Consider the following 15708-nt stretch of genomic DNA (forward strand, 5'->3'; position numbering starts at 1 on the left):
AGCCCGGGCGGTGGTTGTCCCGGGGTAAGGGTGTAGCCCGAGAGATAGGTAAATCCGTCTCTCATGTGGGTGAGACCTGATGCCGAGCCGATTGTGGTGAAGTGGATGATCCTATGCTGTCGAGAAAAGCCTCTAGCGAGTTTCATGGCGGCCCGTACCCTAAACCGACTCAGGTGGTCAGGTAGAGAATACCGAGGCGTTCGGGTGAACTATGGTTAAGGAACTCGGCAAAATGCCCCCGTAACTTCGGGAGAAGGGGGGCCACGCCTGGTGATCCGATTTACTCGGTGAGCTGGGGGTGGCCGCAGAGACCAGCGAGAAGCGACTGTTTACTAAAAACACAGGTCCGTGCGAAGCCGTAAGGCGATGTATACGGACTGACGCCTGCCCGGTGCTGGAACGTTAAGGGGACCGGTTAGCTCCATTTCGGTGGGGCGAAGCTGAGAACTTAAGCGCCAGTAAACGGCGGTGGTAACTATAACCATCCTAAGGTAGCGAAATTCCTTGTCGGGTAAGTTCCGACCTGCACGAATGGCGTAACGACTTCTCGACTGTCTCAACCATAGGCCCGGTGAAATTGCACTACGAGTAAAGATGCTCGTTTCGCGCAGCAGGACGGAAAGACCCCGGGACCTTTACTACAGTTTGATATTGGTGTTCGGTTCGGCTTGTGTAGGATAGGTGGGAGACTGTGATGCTTGGACGCCAGTTCAGGTGGAGTCGTCGTTGAAATACCACTCTGGTCGTGCTGGATGTCTAACCTGGGTCCGTGATCCGGATCAGGGACAGTGTCTGATGGGTAGTTTAACTGGGGCGGTTGCCTCCTAAAGGGTAACGGAGGCGCCCAAAGGTTCCCTCAGCCTGGTTGGTAATCAGGTGTTGAGTGTAAGTGCACAAGGGAGCTTGACTGTGAGACCGACGGGTCGAGCAGGGACGAAAGTCGGGACTAGTGATCCGGCGGTGGCTTGTGGAAGCGCCGTCGCTCAACGGATAAAAGGTACCCCGGGGATAACAGGCTGATCTTCCCCAAGAGTCCATATCGACGGGATGGTTTGGCACCTCGATGTCGGCTCGTCGCATCCTGGGGCTGGAGTCGGTCCCAAGGGTTGGGCTGTTCGCCCATTAAAGCGGTACGCGAGCTGGGTTTAGAACGTCGTGAGACAGTTCGGTCCCTATCCGCTGTGCGCGTAGGAGTCTTGAGAAGGGCTGTCCCTAGTACGAGAGGACCGGGACGGACGAACCTCTGGTGTGCCAGTTGTCCTGCCAAGGGCATGGCTGGTTGGCTACGTTCGGGAGGGATAACCGCTGAAAGCATCTAAGCGGGAAGCCTGCTTCGAGATGAGGGCTCCCACCCACTTGATGGGGTAAGGCTCCCAGTAGACGACTGGGTTGATAGGCCGGATATGGAAGCCAGGTGACTGGTGGAGTTGACCGGTACTAATAGGCCGAGGGCTTGTCCTCAGTTGCTCGCGTCCACTGTGTTAGTTCTGAAGTAACGAACATGCCGAGACCGTATACCGCCGGTGGTGGGGTGCTGGTCGGCTGGTTCGATTTTTTCATAGAGTTTCGGTGGTCATAGCGTTAGGGAAACGCCCGGTTACATTCCGAACCCGGAAGCTAAGCCTTTCAGCGCCGATGGTACTGCAGGGGGGACCCTGTGGGAGAGTAGGACACTGCCGAACGATTGTTGAGGGGAAGCCCCGGGCCTTACGGCCCGGGGCTTTTCCGCGTTGTCGGACCACTGCTCCGTACGGCATGGCTCGAAGAGCCTCGTCCGGCCGGCCGCGCAGGCGGATGTCCGCGGACGTCCACTGACGTTGACTCAGGTAGCCATCCCTGGCTGGTTGGGAGCACACGTCAGTTCGGGGTATGCTTCATTCCGTTGCCGAGCGGAGGACCGCTATCAGGCAACAGGCCCCTATAGCTCAGTCGGCAGAGCGTCTCCATGGTAAGGAGAAGGTCAACGGTTCGATTCCGTTTGGGGGCTCCGCACGGTGCAGGCCCCCCAGCCGAAAGGCTGGGGGCCTGCACCGATTCCGCGTCGCCGCGTCAGCCTCCGTGCGGCTCCGGGACGCGCATCGCGAGGATCGCCATGTCATCCGAGGCCGGCTCGGCGGCGAAACGCTCGACCGCGCGGAGGACACGTGCCGCGACCGCCCCGGCCGTCAGGCCCGTACAGGTCGTCAGGACATCGGTCAGACCGTCGTCCCCGAGCATGCGGGTGCCCTCACGCCGTTCCGTGACGCCGTCGGTGACACAGAGAAGCACGTCGCCCGGATCGAGGGTGACGGTCTGCTCGTACAGCTCCAGGTCCTCCATCACCCCCAGCAGCGGCTGCGGCTCGGCCGCGGGTTCCACGGAGCCGTTCTGGCGCAGCCGCAGCGGCAGCGGATGCCCGGCGCAGACGACCTTCAGAAGCGCCGAGCCGTCCTCCTGGGGCCAGAGTTCGCCGTACAGCAGAGTGAGGAAGCGGCTGCGGGAACCCTCGTCGAGGATGGCCGCGTTGAGCCGTTCCAGCACCGCCGGACCGCCGAAGCCCTCCCGCGCGAGCAGACGCAGGGCGTGGCGGGCGAGTCCGGTGACCGCGGCCGCCTCCGGGCCCGTGCCGCAGACATCGCCGATGGCGAAGCCGTACGCGCCGTCGCGGATCGGGAAGAGGTCGTAGAAGTCCCCGCCGACCTCGTTGCCCTCGCCGGCCGCGCGGTAGATGACCTCCACCTCCACGCCCGGTACCTGCGGCAGGCCCGGCGGCAGCAGGCTGCGCTGCAGCGACTGGCTGATGGCCGTGCGCTCGGAGTAGAGCCTGGCGTTGTCCAGGGCGAGGGCGGCCCGGCGGGACAGGTCCTCGGCCAGTTCCAGGATCTCCTGCCGGAAGTGGTCGTCGGACGGCTTGCCCAGTGTCAGCATCCCGATGACGCGGTTGCGGGCGACGAGGGGGAGGACCACGGTCTCGCCGCCGACCGCCGAGGCCGTGGCGAGAGTGGTGCCGATGCCGGACGACAGATGGGCGGCACCGAGGCCGAGTTCACGCATGGAGGTGCGCAGAGCGGCCTGGTGTGCCGTGTGGGCCGGGGCGGTCCACACGCGGGCGCCGGGCGTCGGGACCGGGTCCGGTGGTTCGATCTTGGAGAGCAGGGCCTTGAGGCCGTCGATGCGGTCCTCGTCCTCGTGCAGGACGTACGACAGGTACGGCTCGGAGGACTGGTCGGAGATCGTGTAGACGGCGCACCAGGTGGCGAGCGTCGGCACCGTCATCTGCGCCATCAGGGCCAGCGTCTGGTCGCGGTCGAGCGTACCGGCCAGCAGGTCCGAGGCCTCGACGAGGAAGCTGAGGGAGCCCCGGCGCAGCCGCTCCAGCTCGCCCAGCCTCGCCGATTCGACGGCGAGCGCGATGCGGTCGGCGGCGAACTGCAGGCGCAGCGCCTCCTCGTTGGAGTAGCGGCCGGCGGCCTCGGCCGCGACGCCCAGGGAGCCGGTGAGCCTGCCCTCGACCTTCAGCGGGACGGTGACGACGGAACGCATGCCGGTACCGCCGAGGAGGGGGACGGCACCCGGGACCGAGGTGAGGTCCTCGTGGACGGCGGGCATTCGGGCCGAGCCGTACCGGCCGGTGCCCGCCTCGACCGGGACCCGGGCGAAGCGCTGGCGGGCCGAGGGGAGCCCGGTGGTGGCCCGCACCTCGAGTTCCGTCTCGTCGTCGGTGGCCAGGAGGAGGAACGCCGCGTCGCCGTCCAGCATGTCGCGGGCGCGTTCGACGGTGCGCTGGAGGAGGCCGTCGAGGTCGTCCGGCGCCGGGGAGCCGATGAAGACCTCGAAGGGATCGGCGCTGCGGCGGTCGTGGCCGGCGCCGTCCGCCGCGGGCGCGCGCGTCGGCGTCTGGAGCACGGCCCGCTCGTAGTCGCGCACCAGCAGGCAGACGGTGGACGCCTCACCCTGGGTGTCGCGCACGCGGAGGTGGGAGGCGTAGACGGGGACGACCCGGCCGTCCGTACCGCGGATGCCGTAGCTGCCCTCCCAGCGGGAGAGCCGCAGCGCCTCGGCGAGGCCGGTGCCGATGCCGGGTGTCTGCGGCCAGGCGGCGAGGTCGCCGAGTGGTTTGCCGACCACCTGGTCCGCCGCGTACCCGAAGAGGTGCTCGGCGTCGTCGTTCCAGGAGCCGACGGCACCGTTGCGGTCGATCTGGACGACGGCGACACGGACGCGCTCGTCGGCGACGGGAAGGAGGCCGACCGGGAGGACCGGGCCCGCCGACCGGGTGCCCACGGTGCGCTGCGGAAGGTCGAGTTGGAACCAGACGTGCTTGCGGGTCGGTGTGTACTCGACGCCCCAGCGGGAGGCGAGGGCGGCGCAGAGCAGCAGTCCGCGTCCGTTCTCCCGGTCGGGGTGGACGACGGCTCTGCTGCCCCCCTGCATGGGGATCTCGCGTTCCGGATAGCGGTCGGCCACCTCGACCCGCACGCCCTCCGCGGTGCGCAGGCAGAGCACATCCGCGGCGGTCCCCGCGTGGATCACCGCGTTGGTGACGAGTTCACTGGTGAGGACGACGGCGTCGTCGACGACGTCGGAGTGCCCCCAGCCCTGGAGGGTGTCGCGGACGAACGCGCGCGCCGTGGCCACCGACCGCCCGACCGGGTCGAAGCTGGCAGCCGCCCGTGCGGTGATCTCGGAACTCCTCGTGCGCGCTTCGACGCCCGGCTCGGCCATGGTCGATGTCCGCCCCTCCCGGTGCCCGGTCTGGTAGTCCTTGCGACACGCCGCCCCCCGCCGGGCGACCGGGGCGGTTGGACAGCCGGATGCCAGGTTACTTACCTTCGCTGTCCGAGCGGATGCCGGTCACCGCCGTTTCCGCCCTACAGGGGTGGGGACGCTATGCGAAGCTGCCGAACTGTTATGGCCTGGTTCGGCTGCGGTGAAACACTGGGCAAGCTTCCTGAGACAGCCCGAGTAAGACGGTCGACCCCTGCGGGAGGGACACGGTGGAGTCTGGTGCAACGGCGCGTGGCGAGGGCACGCGCGCACAAGGCGGACAGTCCCGGAGGAATCAGTCACGCGGGGGGACGACCCCGGTCGACACCGCGGCGCTGAACCGGCTCCTGGCCGCTCTGTCGGCCATGCGGGACGGGAACTTCCGCAAGCGGCTGACCGTCTCCGGTGACGGCGTGATGGCCGAGATCGCCGCCGTCTTCAACGAGGTCGCCGACCGCAATCTGCATCTGACGGGAGAACTCGCGCGTGTCCGGCGTGTCGTGGGCCGTGAGGGAAAACTCACGGAACGGCTGGACCCCGGCGCCTGCGAGGGCTCCTGGGCCGCCGCGATCGAGGCGTCCAACGAGCTGGTGGACGATCTCGCGCGCCCGGTGTCCGAGGTGGGCCGGGTGCTGTCGGCGGTGGCGGAGGGCGACCTGGAGCACCGCATGGAACTGCGGTCGCATGCGGCGGACGGTGCGGGCGGGGCGGTGCGGCCGCTGCGGGGCGAGTTCCTGAAGGTCGCGCGCACGGTGAACAACCTGGTGGACCAGCTGTCCGCCTTCACCGACGAGGTGACGCGGGTCGCACTGGAGGTCGGTACCGAGGGCAAGCTCGGCGGGCAGGCCCAGGTGCGCGGCATGTCCGGTTCATGGAAGGACCTCACGGACTCCGTGAACACCATGGCGTACCGGCTGACGGCCCAGGTGCGTGACATCGCCCTCGTGACGACGGCGGTCGCCAAGGGGGACCTGTCGCGCAAGGTCACCGTGCATGTCGCCGGCGAGATGCTCCAGCTGAAGAACACCGTCAACACCATGGTGGACCAGCTGTCCTCGTTCTCCTCGGAGGTGACCCGGGTCGCCCGTGAGGTGGGTACGGAGGGCGAGCTGGGCGGTCAGGCGACGGTGCCGGGTGTCGCCGGTGTCTGGAAGGACCTCACCGACTCCGTCAACACGATGGCCGGCAATCTGACCTCGCAGGTGCGGGGCATCGCCGAGGTGACGACGGCGGTGGCGAACGGCGATCTGTCGCAGAAGGTCACGGTGGACGTCGCGGGCGAGATGCTCGAGCTGAAGAACACCGTCAACACCATGGTGGACCAGTTGCAGTCGTTCGGTTCCGAGGTGACCCGGGTGGCCAGCGAGGTCGGTGCCGAGGGCCTGCTCGGCGGTCAGGCCCAGGTGCCGGGCGCGGCGGGCACGTGGAAGGACCTGACCGACTCCGTCAACACCGTCTTCCGCAACCTCACCACCCAGGTGCGGGACATCGCGCAGGTGACGACGGCGGTGGCGAACGGCGATCTGTCGCAGAAGGTCACGGTCGACGTCGCGGGCGAGATGCTCGAGCTGAAGAACACCGTCAACACCATGGTGGACCAGTTGCAGTCGTTCGGTTCCGAGGTGACCCGGGTGGCGCGGGAGGTCGGTGTCGAGGGCCGGCTGGGCGGTCAGGCCGCGGTGCCGGGCGCGGCGGGCACGTGGAAGGACCTGACCGACTCGGTGAACACGGCGTTCCGCAACCTCACCGGCCAGGTGCGGGACATCGCGCAGGTGACGACGGCGGTGGCGAACGGCGATCTGTCGCAGAAGGTCACGGTCGACGTCGCGGGCGAGATGCTCGAGCTGAAGAACACCGTCAACACCATGGTGGCGCAGTTGTCCTCGTTCGCCGACCAGGTGACGCGCATGGCGCGGGACGTGGGGACGGAGGGCCGGCTCGGCGGCCAGGCCCGGGTCGACGGGGTGTCCGGCACCTGGAAGGAACTCACCGACTCCGTCAACTTCATGGCCGGCAATCTCACCTCGCAGGTGCGCCAGATCGCGCAGGTGACGACGGCGGTGGCGCGGGGTGATCTGTCGCAGAAGATCGATGTGGACGCGCGGGGCGAGATCCTGGAGCTGAAGAACACCATCAACACGATGGTCGACCAGCTCTCGGCGTTCGCGGAGCAGGTGACCCGGGTGGCCCGGGAGGTGGGCACGGACGGGCGGCTCGGCGGTCAGGCGCAGGTGCCGGGCGTGGCCGGGGTGTGGCGGGACCTGACGGACTCGGTGAACGGCATGGCCGGGAACCTCACGGCGCAGGTCCGCAACATCGCCCAGGTCGCCACGGCGGTGGCGCGGGGTGATCTGTCGCAGAAGATCGATGTGGACGCGCGGGGCGAGATCCTGGAGCTGAAGAACACCATCAACACGATGGTCGACCAGCTGTCGTCGTTCGCCGAGCAGGTCACGCGGGTGGCGCGCGAGGTGGGTACCGAGGGCATCCTCGGCGGTCAGGCCGAGGTGCAGGGGGTCTCCGGCACCTGGAAGGACCTCACCCAGTCCGTCAACTTCATGGCGAACAACCTGACCAGCCAGGTGCGCAACATCGCCGAGGTGACGACGGCGGTCGCCAAGGGCGATCTGTCGAAGAAGATCACGGTCGATGCCAAGGGCGAGATCCTGGAGCTGGTCACGACCGTCAACACGATGGTGGACCAGCTCTCCAACTTCGCCGACGAGGTCACGCGGGTGGCGCGCGAGGTGGGCACCGAGGGCATCCTCGGCGGTCAGGCCCGGGTCCGCGGTGTCACCGGCATCTGGAAGGACCTCAGCGACAACGTCAACCTGATGGCCAACAACCTCACCAGCCAGGTGCGGAACATCTCCCGGGTGTCCTCGGCGGTCGCCACCGGCGACCTGACGAAGAAGGTGACGGTCGAGGCCCGCGGCGAGGTCGCGGAACTCGCCGACACCGTCAACACCATGGTGACGACCCTGTCGTCGTTCGCGGCGGAGGTCACGCGGGTGGCGCGTGAGGTGGGCACCGAGGGCATCCTCGGCGGTCAGGCGCGGGTGCCGGGCGTCGCGGGAACCTGGAAGGACCTCACCGAGTCGGTGAACTCGATGGCGTCCAATCTGACCGGTCAGGTGCGGCAGATCGCGACGGTCACCACCGCCATCGCCAAGGGCGATCTCACCAAGAAGATCGACATTGACGCGCGGGGCGAGATCCAGGACCTCAAGGACACCATCAACACGATGGTCGACCAGCTGTCTTCGTTCGCCGAGGAGGTCACCCGGGTGGCCCGGGAGGTGGGCACGGACGGCATGCTCGGCGGTCAGGCCCGGGTGCGCGACGTGGACGGCACCTGGCGGGACCTGACGGAGTCCGTGAACGAGATGGCCGGGAACCTCACCCGGCAGGTGCGCGCGATCGCCGCCGTCGCCACCGCGGTGACCCGCGGCGACCTCAACCTGAAGATCGACGTGGACGCGGCCGGCGAGATCCAGGTCCTTCAGGACAACATCAACACGATGATCGCCAACCTGCGCGACACCACCCTCGCCAACGAGGAGCAGGACTGGTTGAAGGGCAATCTGGCCCGTATCTCAGGTCTGATGCAGGGCCGCCGGGACCTCGACGACGTCGCCTCCCTGATCATGAGCGAGCTGACACCGGTGGTCTCGGCGCAGCACGGCGCCTTCTTCCTGGCCTTGCCGACGGGTGGCGGGGACGAGCTCGGCTCGGGCGGTGAGAGTTCCTACGAACTGGTGATGCGCGCCAGCTACGGCTACTCCGCGGGGCTGATGCCCACCTCGTTCCGGCCGGGGGAGACCCTGATCGGCACGGCGGCCGAGGAGAAGCGGACGATCCAGGTCAATGTCCCGCCGGGGTACCTGAAGATCTCGTCGGGCCTCGGCGAGGCCTCTCCGGCGCATGTGATCGTGCTGCCGGTGCTGTTCGAGGGCAAGGTGCTCGGCGTGATCGAGCTGGCGTCGTTCCACCCGTTCACCCAGATCCAGCGCGACTTCCTCAACCAGATCGCCGAGATGATCGCCACCAGCGTCAACACCATCAGCGTGAACACCAAGACCGAGGTGCTGCTCAAGCAGTCCCAGGAGCTGACCGAGCAGTTGCAAGAGCGCTCGGAGGAACTGGAGAACCGGCAGAAGGCGCTGCAGTCCTCCAACGCCGAACTGGAGGAGAAGGCCGAGCTGCTGGCCCAGCAGAACCGCGACATCGAGGTGAAGAACACCGAGATCGAGGAGGCGCGGCAGGTGCTGGAGGAGCGGGCCGAGCAGCTCGCGGTCTCCATGCGCTACAAGTCCGAGTTCCTGGCGAACATGTCGCACGAGCTGAGGACCCCGCTCAACTCGCTGCTGATCCTGGCCAAGCTGCTGGCGGACAACGCGGACACCAACCTGACGCCGAAGCAGGTGGAGTTCGCCGAGACGATCCACGGGGCGGGGTCCGACCTGCTGCAGCTGATCAACGACATCCTCGATCTGTCGAAGGTCGAGGCGGGCAAGATGGACGTCAGTCCGACCCGTATCGCCCTGGTGCAGCTCGTCGACTACGTGGAGGCGACGTTCCGGCCGCTCACGGTGGAGAAGGGGCTCGACTTCTCGGTGCGGGTCTCGCCGGAGCTGCCCGCGACGCTCCACACGGACGAGCAGCGGCTGTTGCAGGTGCTGCGCAACCTCCTCTCGAACGCGGTGAAGTTCACCGACACCGGGGCGGTCGAGCTGGTGATCCGGCCGGCGAGCGCCGATGTGCCGCAGTCGATCCGCGAGCAGCTGCTGGAGGCCGGTTCGCTGCGCGACGCCGACGGCGACCTGATCGCCTTCTCGGTCACGGACACCGGTATCGGGATCGCGGCCAGCAAGATGAAGGTGATCTTCGAGGCGTTCAAGCAGGCGGACGGCACGACCAGCCGCAAGTACGGCGGTACGGGTCTGGGGCTGTCGATCAGCCGGGAGATCGCCCGGCTGCTCGGGGGCGAGATCCACGCGGCGAGCGAGCCGGGCCGCGGTTCGACGTTCACGCTGTACCTGCCGCTGCACCCCAGCGAACTGCCGCCGCAGGGCTACCCGCAGCTCGTGCCCGGTGCCGAGGCGCAGGCTCCCGTGCTGGGCGACATGAGGGCGGCCGAGCATCCGCTGGGTGCGCGGGAACCCTCGGCAGGGGAGCCGAACGGTACCGGCGGCGGAATGCTGTTCCGCCGCCGGCGCAAGGCGCTGGGGGCCGCGGACCTGCGGAACGCGCTGCCCGGGCAGCCCACGGCGGCGTCGGGCTCCGGGCAGGAGTCCTGGACGGGGCAGTCTCCGCAGGAGCCCGCCCCGGAGCCGCGCCGCACCTACGCGTTCCACAGCGAGAAGGTGCTGATCGTCGACGACGACATCCGCAATGTCTTCGCGCTCACCAGCGTGCTGGAGCAGCACGGCCTGTCCGTGCTGTACGCGGAGAACGGGCGGGAGGGTATCGAAGTGCTGGAGCAGCACGATGATGTGACGGTCGTACTGATGGACATCATGATGCCCGAGATGGACGGCTATGCCACGACGACGGCGATTCGCAGGATGCCGCAGTTCGCCGGGCTGCCGATCATCGCGCTCACGGCGAAGGCGATGAAGGGCGACCGGGAGAAGGCGATCGAATCGGGAGCTTCCGACTACGTCACCAAGCCGGTCGATCCCGATCATCTTCTCGGTGTGATGGAACAGTGGATGCGCGGAAAGTGACGATGGTCGCCCACCTGCACATCACGGTCTGATTGCGGACCGTACGGATTCCTGTGAATCGCCGACCGGCCGTGCGCGGAGGAGTGTGGGGAGGCGGGATCCGGGGAACCTTCTCGTCTCCCACCGCGTTTCCGCTTCGTGCACAGTGACATCGCGGTGACAGGGTGTGGCGACGGGCGGGGTGCGGCTACCATGACCGGCACAAGGACGGGCGGCGCAAGGGAGTCGTCCCTCGGGGCGGCGCCCGGTGTCCCCGCCGGCTCATCGAGCCGGGGGGAACCCAAGCCGGGGCGAGGAGGGCGAGGCATGGTGCAGAAGGCCAAGATCCTCCTGGTCGATGACCGGCCGGAGAATCTGCTGGCGCTGGAGGCCATCCTCTCCGCGCTCGATCAGACGCTGGTGCGGGCATCGTCAGGGGAGGAAGCGCTCAAAGCGCTGCTGACGGACGACTTCGCGGTCATTCTGCTGGACGTCCAGATGCCGGGAATGGACGGATTCGAGACCGCTGCGCACATCAAGCGCCGGGAGCGGACCAGGGACATCCCGATCATCTTCCTCACCGCGATCAACCACGGCCCGCACCACACCTTCCGCGGGTACGCCGCGGGCGCGGTGGACTACATCTCCAAGCCGTTCGACCCCTGGGTGCTCCGGGCGAAGGTGTCGGTCTTCGTCGAGCTCTACATGAAGAACTGCCAGCTGCGCGAACAGGCGGCCCTGCTCCGGCTCCAGCTGGAGGGCGGCGGGCACGGCGCGGGCGACGCCAAGGAGCCCGCGGGGCTCCTCGCCGAACTGTCCGCGCGGCTCGCGGCGGTGGAGGAGCAGGCCGAGGCGCTCTCCAAGCAACTGGACGACGAGTCCACGGACGCGGCGGCCGTCGCCACGGCGGCCCACCTCGAACGCAAACTCACGGGACTGCGCAGGGCGCTGGACGCGCTGGAGCCCGGCGCGGGTGCCGGTTCGCCCACGCTTCCGTCGCAGAGCTAGGGCGGGTTGGGAAGTCCCTCCCGGCCGGCGACGACCCCGGCGGTTGAGGCCTTCCCCGGAGTCGGACCCCGACCCGGAGCCGGACCCCGACCCGGAGCCGGGGCCTGGCCCGGAGCCGGGGCCTGGACCCGGTGGGACCCCGTGCCCGCCCCGGGGGCTCGGGGAGCCGGAGGGGAGAGCCAGGGAACGCAGGGCGCTGCCCCTCCCCGGCAGGAAGCTGCGGTCACCGGGCCGGCGCCGCGGCCGGCCGAGGTCCGCCGGGAACGGCACTGGTGGCCGCCGCTGAGCGAGCGTCAGCCGGCCGACACGGCAAGGGCGACACGAACGGGTGAACCACTGGGCACGCGTGTCCCTCGCCTTCCGCACCGGTAACCTCACCACCATGGCCTCACGTACGTCCGGCAAGGGTTCCCAAGGCGCGGCGGGTACCGCGCAGCCGCGCGCCGGCCGTACGACCGGTGCCGCGAAGAAGGCGGCGCCCGCGAAGAAGGTCGCGGCGAAGAAGCCGGTCGCGAAGCGCGCACCGGCGAAGAAGGCGCCCGCCCGCAGGTCGGCGGCGAAGAAGACCGCCCCCAGGCCCGCACCGAACCCCACCGGCGGCGTGCTGTGGGTGCTCCGCGCCATGTGGCTCGGCGTCGCACACACGGTCGGTGCCGTGCTCCGCGGCATAGGACGCGGCGCCAAGGGGCTCGACCCCGTGCACCGCAAGGACGGGCTCGCGCTGCTGCTGCTCGCCCTCTCGCTGATCGTCGCCGCGGGCACCTGGTCCGATCTGCACGGCCCGGTCGGCGACCTCGTGGAGATGCTCGTCACCGGCGCGTTCGGCCGGCTCGATCTGCTCGTGCCGATCCTGCTCGCGGCGATCGCCGTACGGCTGATCCTCTACCCCGAGCGGCCCGACGCCAACGGCCGCATCGTCATCGGGCTCACGGCGCTGGCCGTCGGCGTGCTAGGGCAGGTCCACATCGCCTGCGGCTCGCCGGGGCGCGGGGACGGCGCGGAGGCGATGCAGGCGGCGGGCGGTCTGATCGGCTGGGCAGCCTCCAAGCCGCTGGTCTTCATGATGACGGAGGTCCTCGCCGTACCGCTGCTGGTGCTGCTCACCGTCTTCGGTCTGCTCGTCGTCACCGCCACCCCGGTCACCGCCGTCCCGCAGCGGCTGCGCATGCTCGGGGTGCGCCTCGGGCTGCTGGAGGTGCCGTACGAGCGCGACGCGGACGACGCCGGGGAGCCGGGGGAGCGCGACCGGGAGTGGCGCGAGGCGAGTTCCCCGCCCCGCCGCACCTCGGTGCGCCCGGGCGGGGAGGGGTATGCCGAGGGATACGCCGAGGGGTACGGCGCAGACAGGGCGGAAGAGGCGGCGCTGTCGAGGCGCCGCCGGCGCGGGCCCTCCGCGCAGCCCGACGCCGGCCGGCCGATGGACGCCGTCGACGTCGCCGCTGCCGCCGCCGCCGCTCTCGACGGGGCCGTACTCAACGGGATGCCGCCGTCGCCGGTCGTCGCCGGTCTGACCCGCGACCTCACCGCAGATCGGGAACGCGCCGCAGATCGGGAGCGCGCCGCCGGGCCACTGCCCGGCGCGCGGACCGGGCAGCCCGTGCCGCCCGCGGCGGAGGAAGTGCCCGCGCCGACGGGCTCGGTGCCCGATCTGACGAAGCCCGCTCCCGACAAGCCGCAGTCCCTGCCCCCGCGGGCCGAGCAGCTCCAGCTCTCCGGCGACATCACCTACCGGCTGCCGTCCCTCGACCTGCTGGAACGCGGTGGACCGGGCAAGAGCCGCAGCGCGGCCAACGACGCGATCGTCGCAGCGCTGACCAACGTCTTCACGGAGTTCAAGGTCGACGCCGCCGTCACCGGTTTCACCCGCGGCCCGACGGTCACCCGCTACGAGGTCGAACTCGGCCCCGCCGTGAAGGTGGAGCGCATCACCGCGCTGACCAAGAACATCGCCTACGCCGTGGCGAGCCCCGACGTACGGATCATCTCGCCGATCCCCGGCAAGTCCGCCGTCGGCATCGAGATCCCGAACACCGACCGGGAGATGGTCAACCTCGGCGACGTGCTGCGGCTGGCCGACGCGGCCGAGGACGACCATCCCATGCTGGTCGCACTCGGCAAGGACGTCGAGGGGGGCTATGTCATGGCCAACCTGGCGAACATGCCCCACATCCTGGTCGCCGGTGCCACCGGCTCCGGCAAGTCCTCCTGCGTCAACTGCCTGATCACCTCCGTGCTGATGCGGGCCACCCCGGAGGACGTCCGGATGGTCCTCGTCGACCCCAAGCGGGTCGAGCTCACGGCCTACGAGGGCGTCCCGCACCTGATCACACCGATCATCACCAACCCCAAGCGGGCCGCGGAGGCCCTGCAGTGGGTCGTGCGCGAGATGGACCTGCGCTACGACGACCTGGCCGCGTACGGATTCCGGCACATCGACGACTTCAACCGGGCCGTGCGCAGCGGCCGTGCCAAGGCACCCGAGGGCAGCGAGCGCGAGCTCCAGCCCTACCCGTACCTGCTGGTGATCGTCGACGAACTGGCGGACCTGATGATGGTCGCCCCCCGCGACGTCGAGGACGCCGTCGTCCGGATCACCCAGCTGGCCCGTGCCGCCGGCATCCATCTGGTCCTGGCCACCCAGCGGCCGTCGGTCGACGTGGTCACCGGTCTGATCAAGGCGAACGTGCCCTCCCGGCTCGCCTTCGCCACGTCCTCCCTCGCCGACAGCCGGGTCATCCTGGACCAGCCGGGCGCGGAGAAGCTGATCGGCAAGGGCGACGGCCTGTTCCTGCCGATGGGAGCCGGCAAGCCCACCCGGATGCAGGGCGCCTTCGTGACCGAGGAGGAGGTCGCGGCCGTCGTACGCCACTGCAAGGAGCAGATGCCCCCCGCGTTCCGGGACGACGTGGTGGTGGGGACGAAGCAGAAGAAGGAGGTCGACGAGGACATCGGCGACGACCTCGACCTGCTCTGCCAGGCGGCTGAGCTGGTGGTCTCCACCCAGTTCGGCTCGACGTCCATGCTTCAGCGCAAGCTCCGGGTCGGCTTCGCCAAGGCGGGCCGCCTCATGGACCTCATGGAGTCCAGGAACATCGTGGGTCCCAGCGAGGGTTCCAAGGCGCGCGACGTCCTGGTGAAACCCGATGAGCTGGATGGAGTGCTCGCGGTGATCCGTGGGGAGTCTGATTCGTGAGGAAGGGCGGGGCAACCGTTTCCCCTGCCCGTACGTCCAGTTGGATGGGGGACGGCTTGTTCCCCGTACTCCGTGCAACTTGACGTACAGCCATTCCGATGGCGTACAAACTGCATCCGCCCGGTTGCCCCACCCTTTCGTACCACCCATAGACTGAACCTCCAGCAGGTGGCTACACGCTCGAAAGGCGCCCCCGTGTCCATCGGCAACTCCCCCGAAGACGACCGTCCTTCTCCCGAAGACGACGGGCCTTCGATCGGCCGCTCGCTCCGTCAGGCGCGCACCGACGCAGGTCTGACCGTCGACGAGGTCAGCACCTCCACCCGGGTGCGCGTCCCCATCGTGCAGGCGATCGAACAGGACGACTTCTCGCGCTGCGGCGGCGACGTCTACGCGCGCGGGCACGTCAGGACACTCGCGCGCGCCGTGGGGCTGGACCCGGACCCCCTCGTCGCCCGGTACGACGCCGAGCACGGCGGACGTCCCTCGCCGACGCCGGCGGCCCCGCTCTTCGAGGCGGAGCGCATCCGCCCCGAACGCAGGCGCCCCAACTGGACCGCCGCGATGGTCGCGGCGATCGTCGCAGTCATCGGCTTCGTCGGCTTCACCCTCTTCAGCGGTCCCGACGGAGCCGGCGGCACCAGGCAGGTCGCCGAGGGCTCCGCACCCGAGAAGAGCAGCCCCGAGCCGTCTCCGGCCAAGCCGGCGGCGCCCAAGCCCGAGGCCTCGGAGAGCGCCATCGCCGCCGTCCCGCAGGACAAGGTGACGGTGAAGCTGACGGCGGTCGACGACAAGAGCTGGATCTCCGCCAAGTCCGCCAACGGCAAGCTGCTCTTCGACGGACTGCTCCTCGCCGGCGAGTCCAAGACCTTCCAGGACGACGAGCGGCTGGACCTCATCCTCGGGAACGCGGGCGCCATCGAGCTCTTCGTGAACGGCAAGAAGGTCGAGGACGAGTTCGAGAGCGGTCAGGTGGAACGGCTCTCCTACGCCAAGGGCGACCCCGAGGCCGGCTGATCGGCACCGGCCGGGACCGGCCGCGACTGCTGGAAC

At 68.9% G+C, this 15708-nt stretch carries 5 protein-coding genes, 1 tRNA gene and 2 rRNA genes (1 of these 8 only partly in view); 7 read left to right on the top strand and 1 reads right to left on the bottom strand.

Features of this window, described 5'->3' with window-relative positions:
- The 3 genes from DDQ41_RS24180 to DDQ41_RS24190 form a co-directional block, all read left to right on the top strand.
- Nucleotides 1–1461: ribosomal RNA gene (locus tag DDQ41_RS24180) — 23S ribosomal RNA — on the top strand (it extends 1659 nt beyond the left edge of the window).
- A 104-nt stretch (nucleotides 1462–1565) separates the two neighbouring features.
- A 5S ribosomal RNA gene (rrf, locus tag DDQ41_RS24185) occupies nucleotides 1566–1682 on the top strand.
- A 232-nt stretch (nucleotides 1683–1914) separates the two neighbouring features.
- A tRNA-Thr gene (locus tag DDQ41_RS24190) sits at nucleotides 1915–1987 on the top strand.
- Nucleotides 1988–2049: 62 nt separating this feature from the next.
- Here the strand turns inward: DDQ41_RS24190 and DDQ41_RS24195 are convergent.
- Nucleotides 2050–4704 carry a SpoIIE family protein phosphatase gene (locus tag DDQ41_RS24195; protein ID WP_109296361.1) on the bottom strand — a complete coding sequence of 885 codons (2655 nt, stop codon included), beginning with the start codon at nucleotides 4702–4704 and terminating at the stop codon, nucleotides 2050–2052.
- Between the two features lie 272 nt (nucleotides 4705–4976).
- Between DDQ41_RS24195 and DDQ41_RS24205 the strand changes: the two genes are divergently transcribed.
- The 4 genes from DDQ41_RS24205 to DDQ41_RS24225 all read left to right on the top strand — a co-directional run bounded on the left by DDQ41_RS24205 (nucleotide 4977) and on the right by DDQ41_RS24225 (nucleotide 15672).
- Complete coding sequence (locus DDQ41_RS24205; RefSeq protein ID WP_109296363.1) at nucleotides 4977–10475, top strand: HAMP domain-containing protein; 5499 nt, start codon at nucleotides 4977–4979, stop codon at nucleotides 10473–10475.
- A 306-nt stretch (nucleotides 10476–10781) separates the two neighbouring features.
- Nucleotides 10782–11462, top strand: a complete 681-nt coding sequence (locus DDQ41_RS24210) for a response regulator (protein WP_109296364.1) — start codon at nucleotides 10782–10784, stop codon at nucleotides 11460–11462.
- Nucleotides 11463–11844: 382 nt separating this feature from the next.
- Complete coding sequence (locus DDQ41_RS24220; protein ID WP_109297918.1) at nucleotides 11845–14655, top strand: DNA translocase FtsK; 2811 nt, start codon at nucleotides 11845–11847, stop codon at nucleotides 14653–14655.
- Between the two features lie 195 nt (nucleotides 14656–14850).
- Complete coding sequence (locus DDQ41_RS24225) at nucleotides 14851–15672, top strand: helix-turn-helix domain-containing protein (RefSeq protein WP_109296366.1); 822 nt, start codon at nucleotides 14851–14853, stop codon at nucleotides 15670–15672.
- Nucleotides 15673–15708: the final 36 nt, after the last annotated feature.

The organism is Streptomyces spongiicola (assembly GCF_003122365.1).
Lineage (GTDB): Bacteria > Actinomycetota > Actinomycetes > Streptomycetales > Streptomycetaceae > Streptomyces > Streptomyces spongiicola.

Coding starts and splice junctions, on each gene's coding strand:
- DDQ41_RS24220 (WP_109297918.1), top strand. CDS start 11,845: ATGGCCTCACGTACGTCCGGCAAGGGTTCCCAAGGCGCGGCGGGTACC.
- DDQ41_RS24195 (WP_109296361.1), bottom strand. CDS start 4,704: ATGGCCGAGCCGGGCGTCGAAGCGCGCACGAGGAGTTCCGAGATCACC.
- DDQ41_RS24210 (WP_109296364.1), top strand. CDS start 10,782: ATGGTGCAGAAGGCCAAGATCCTCCTGGTCGATGACCGGCCGGAGAAT.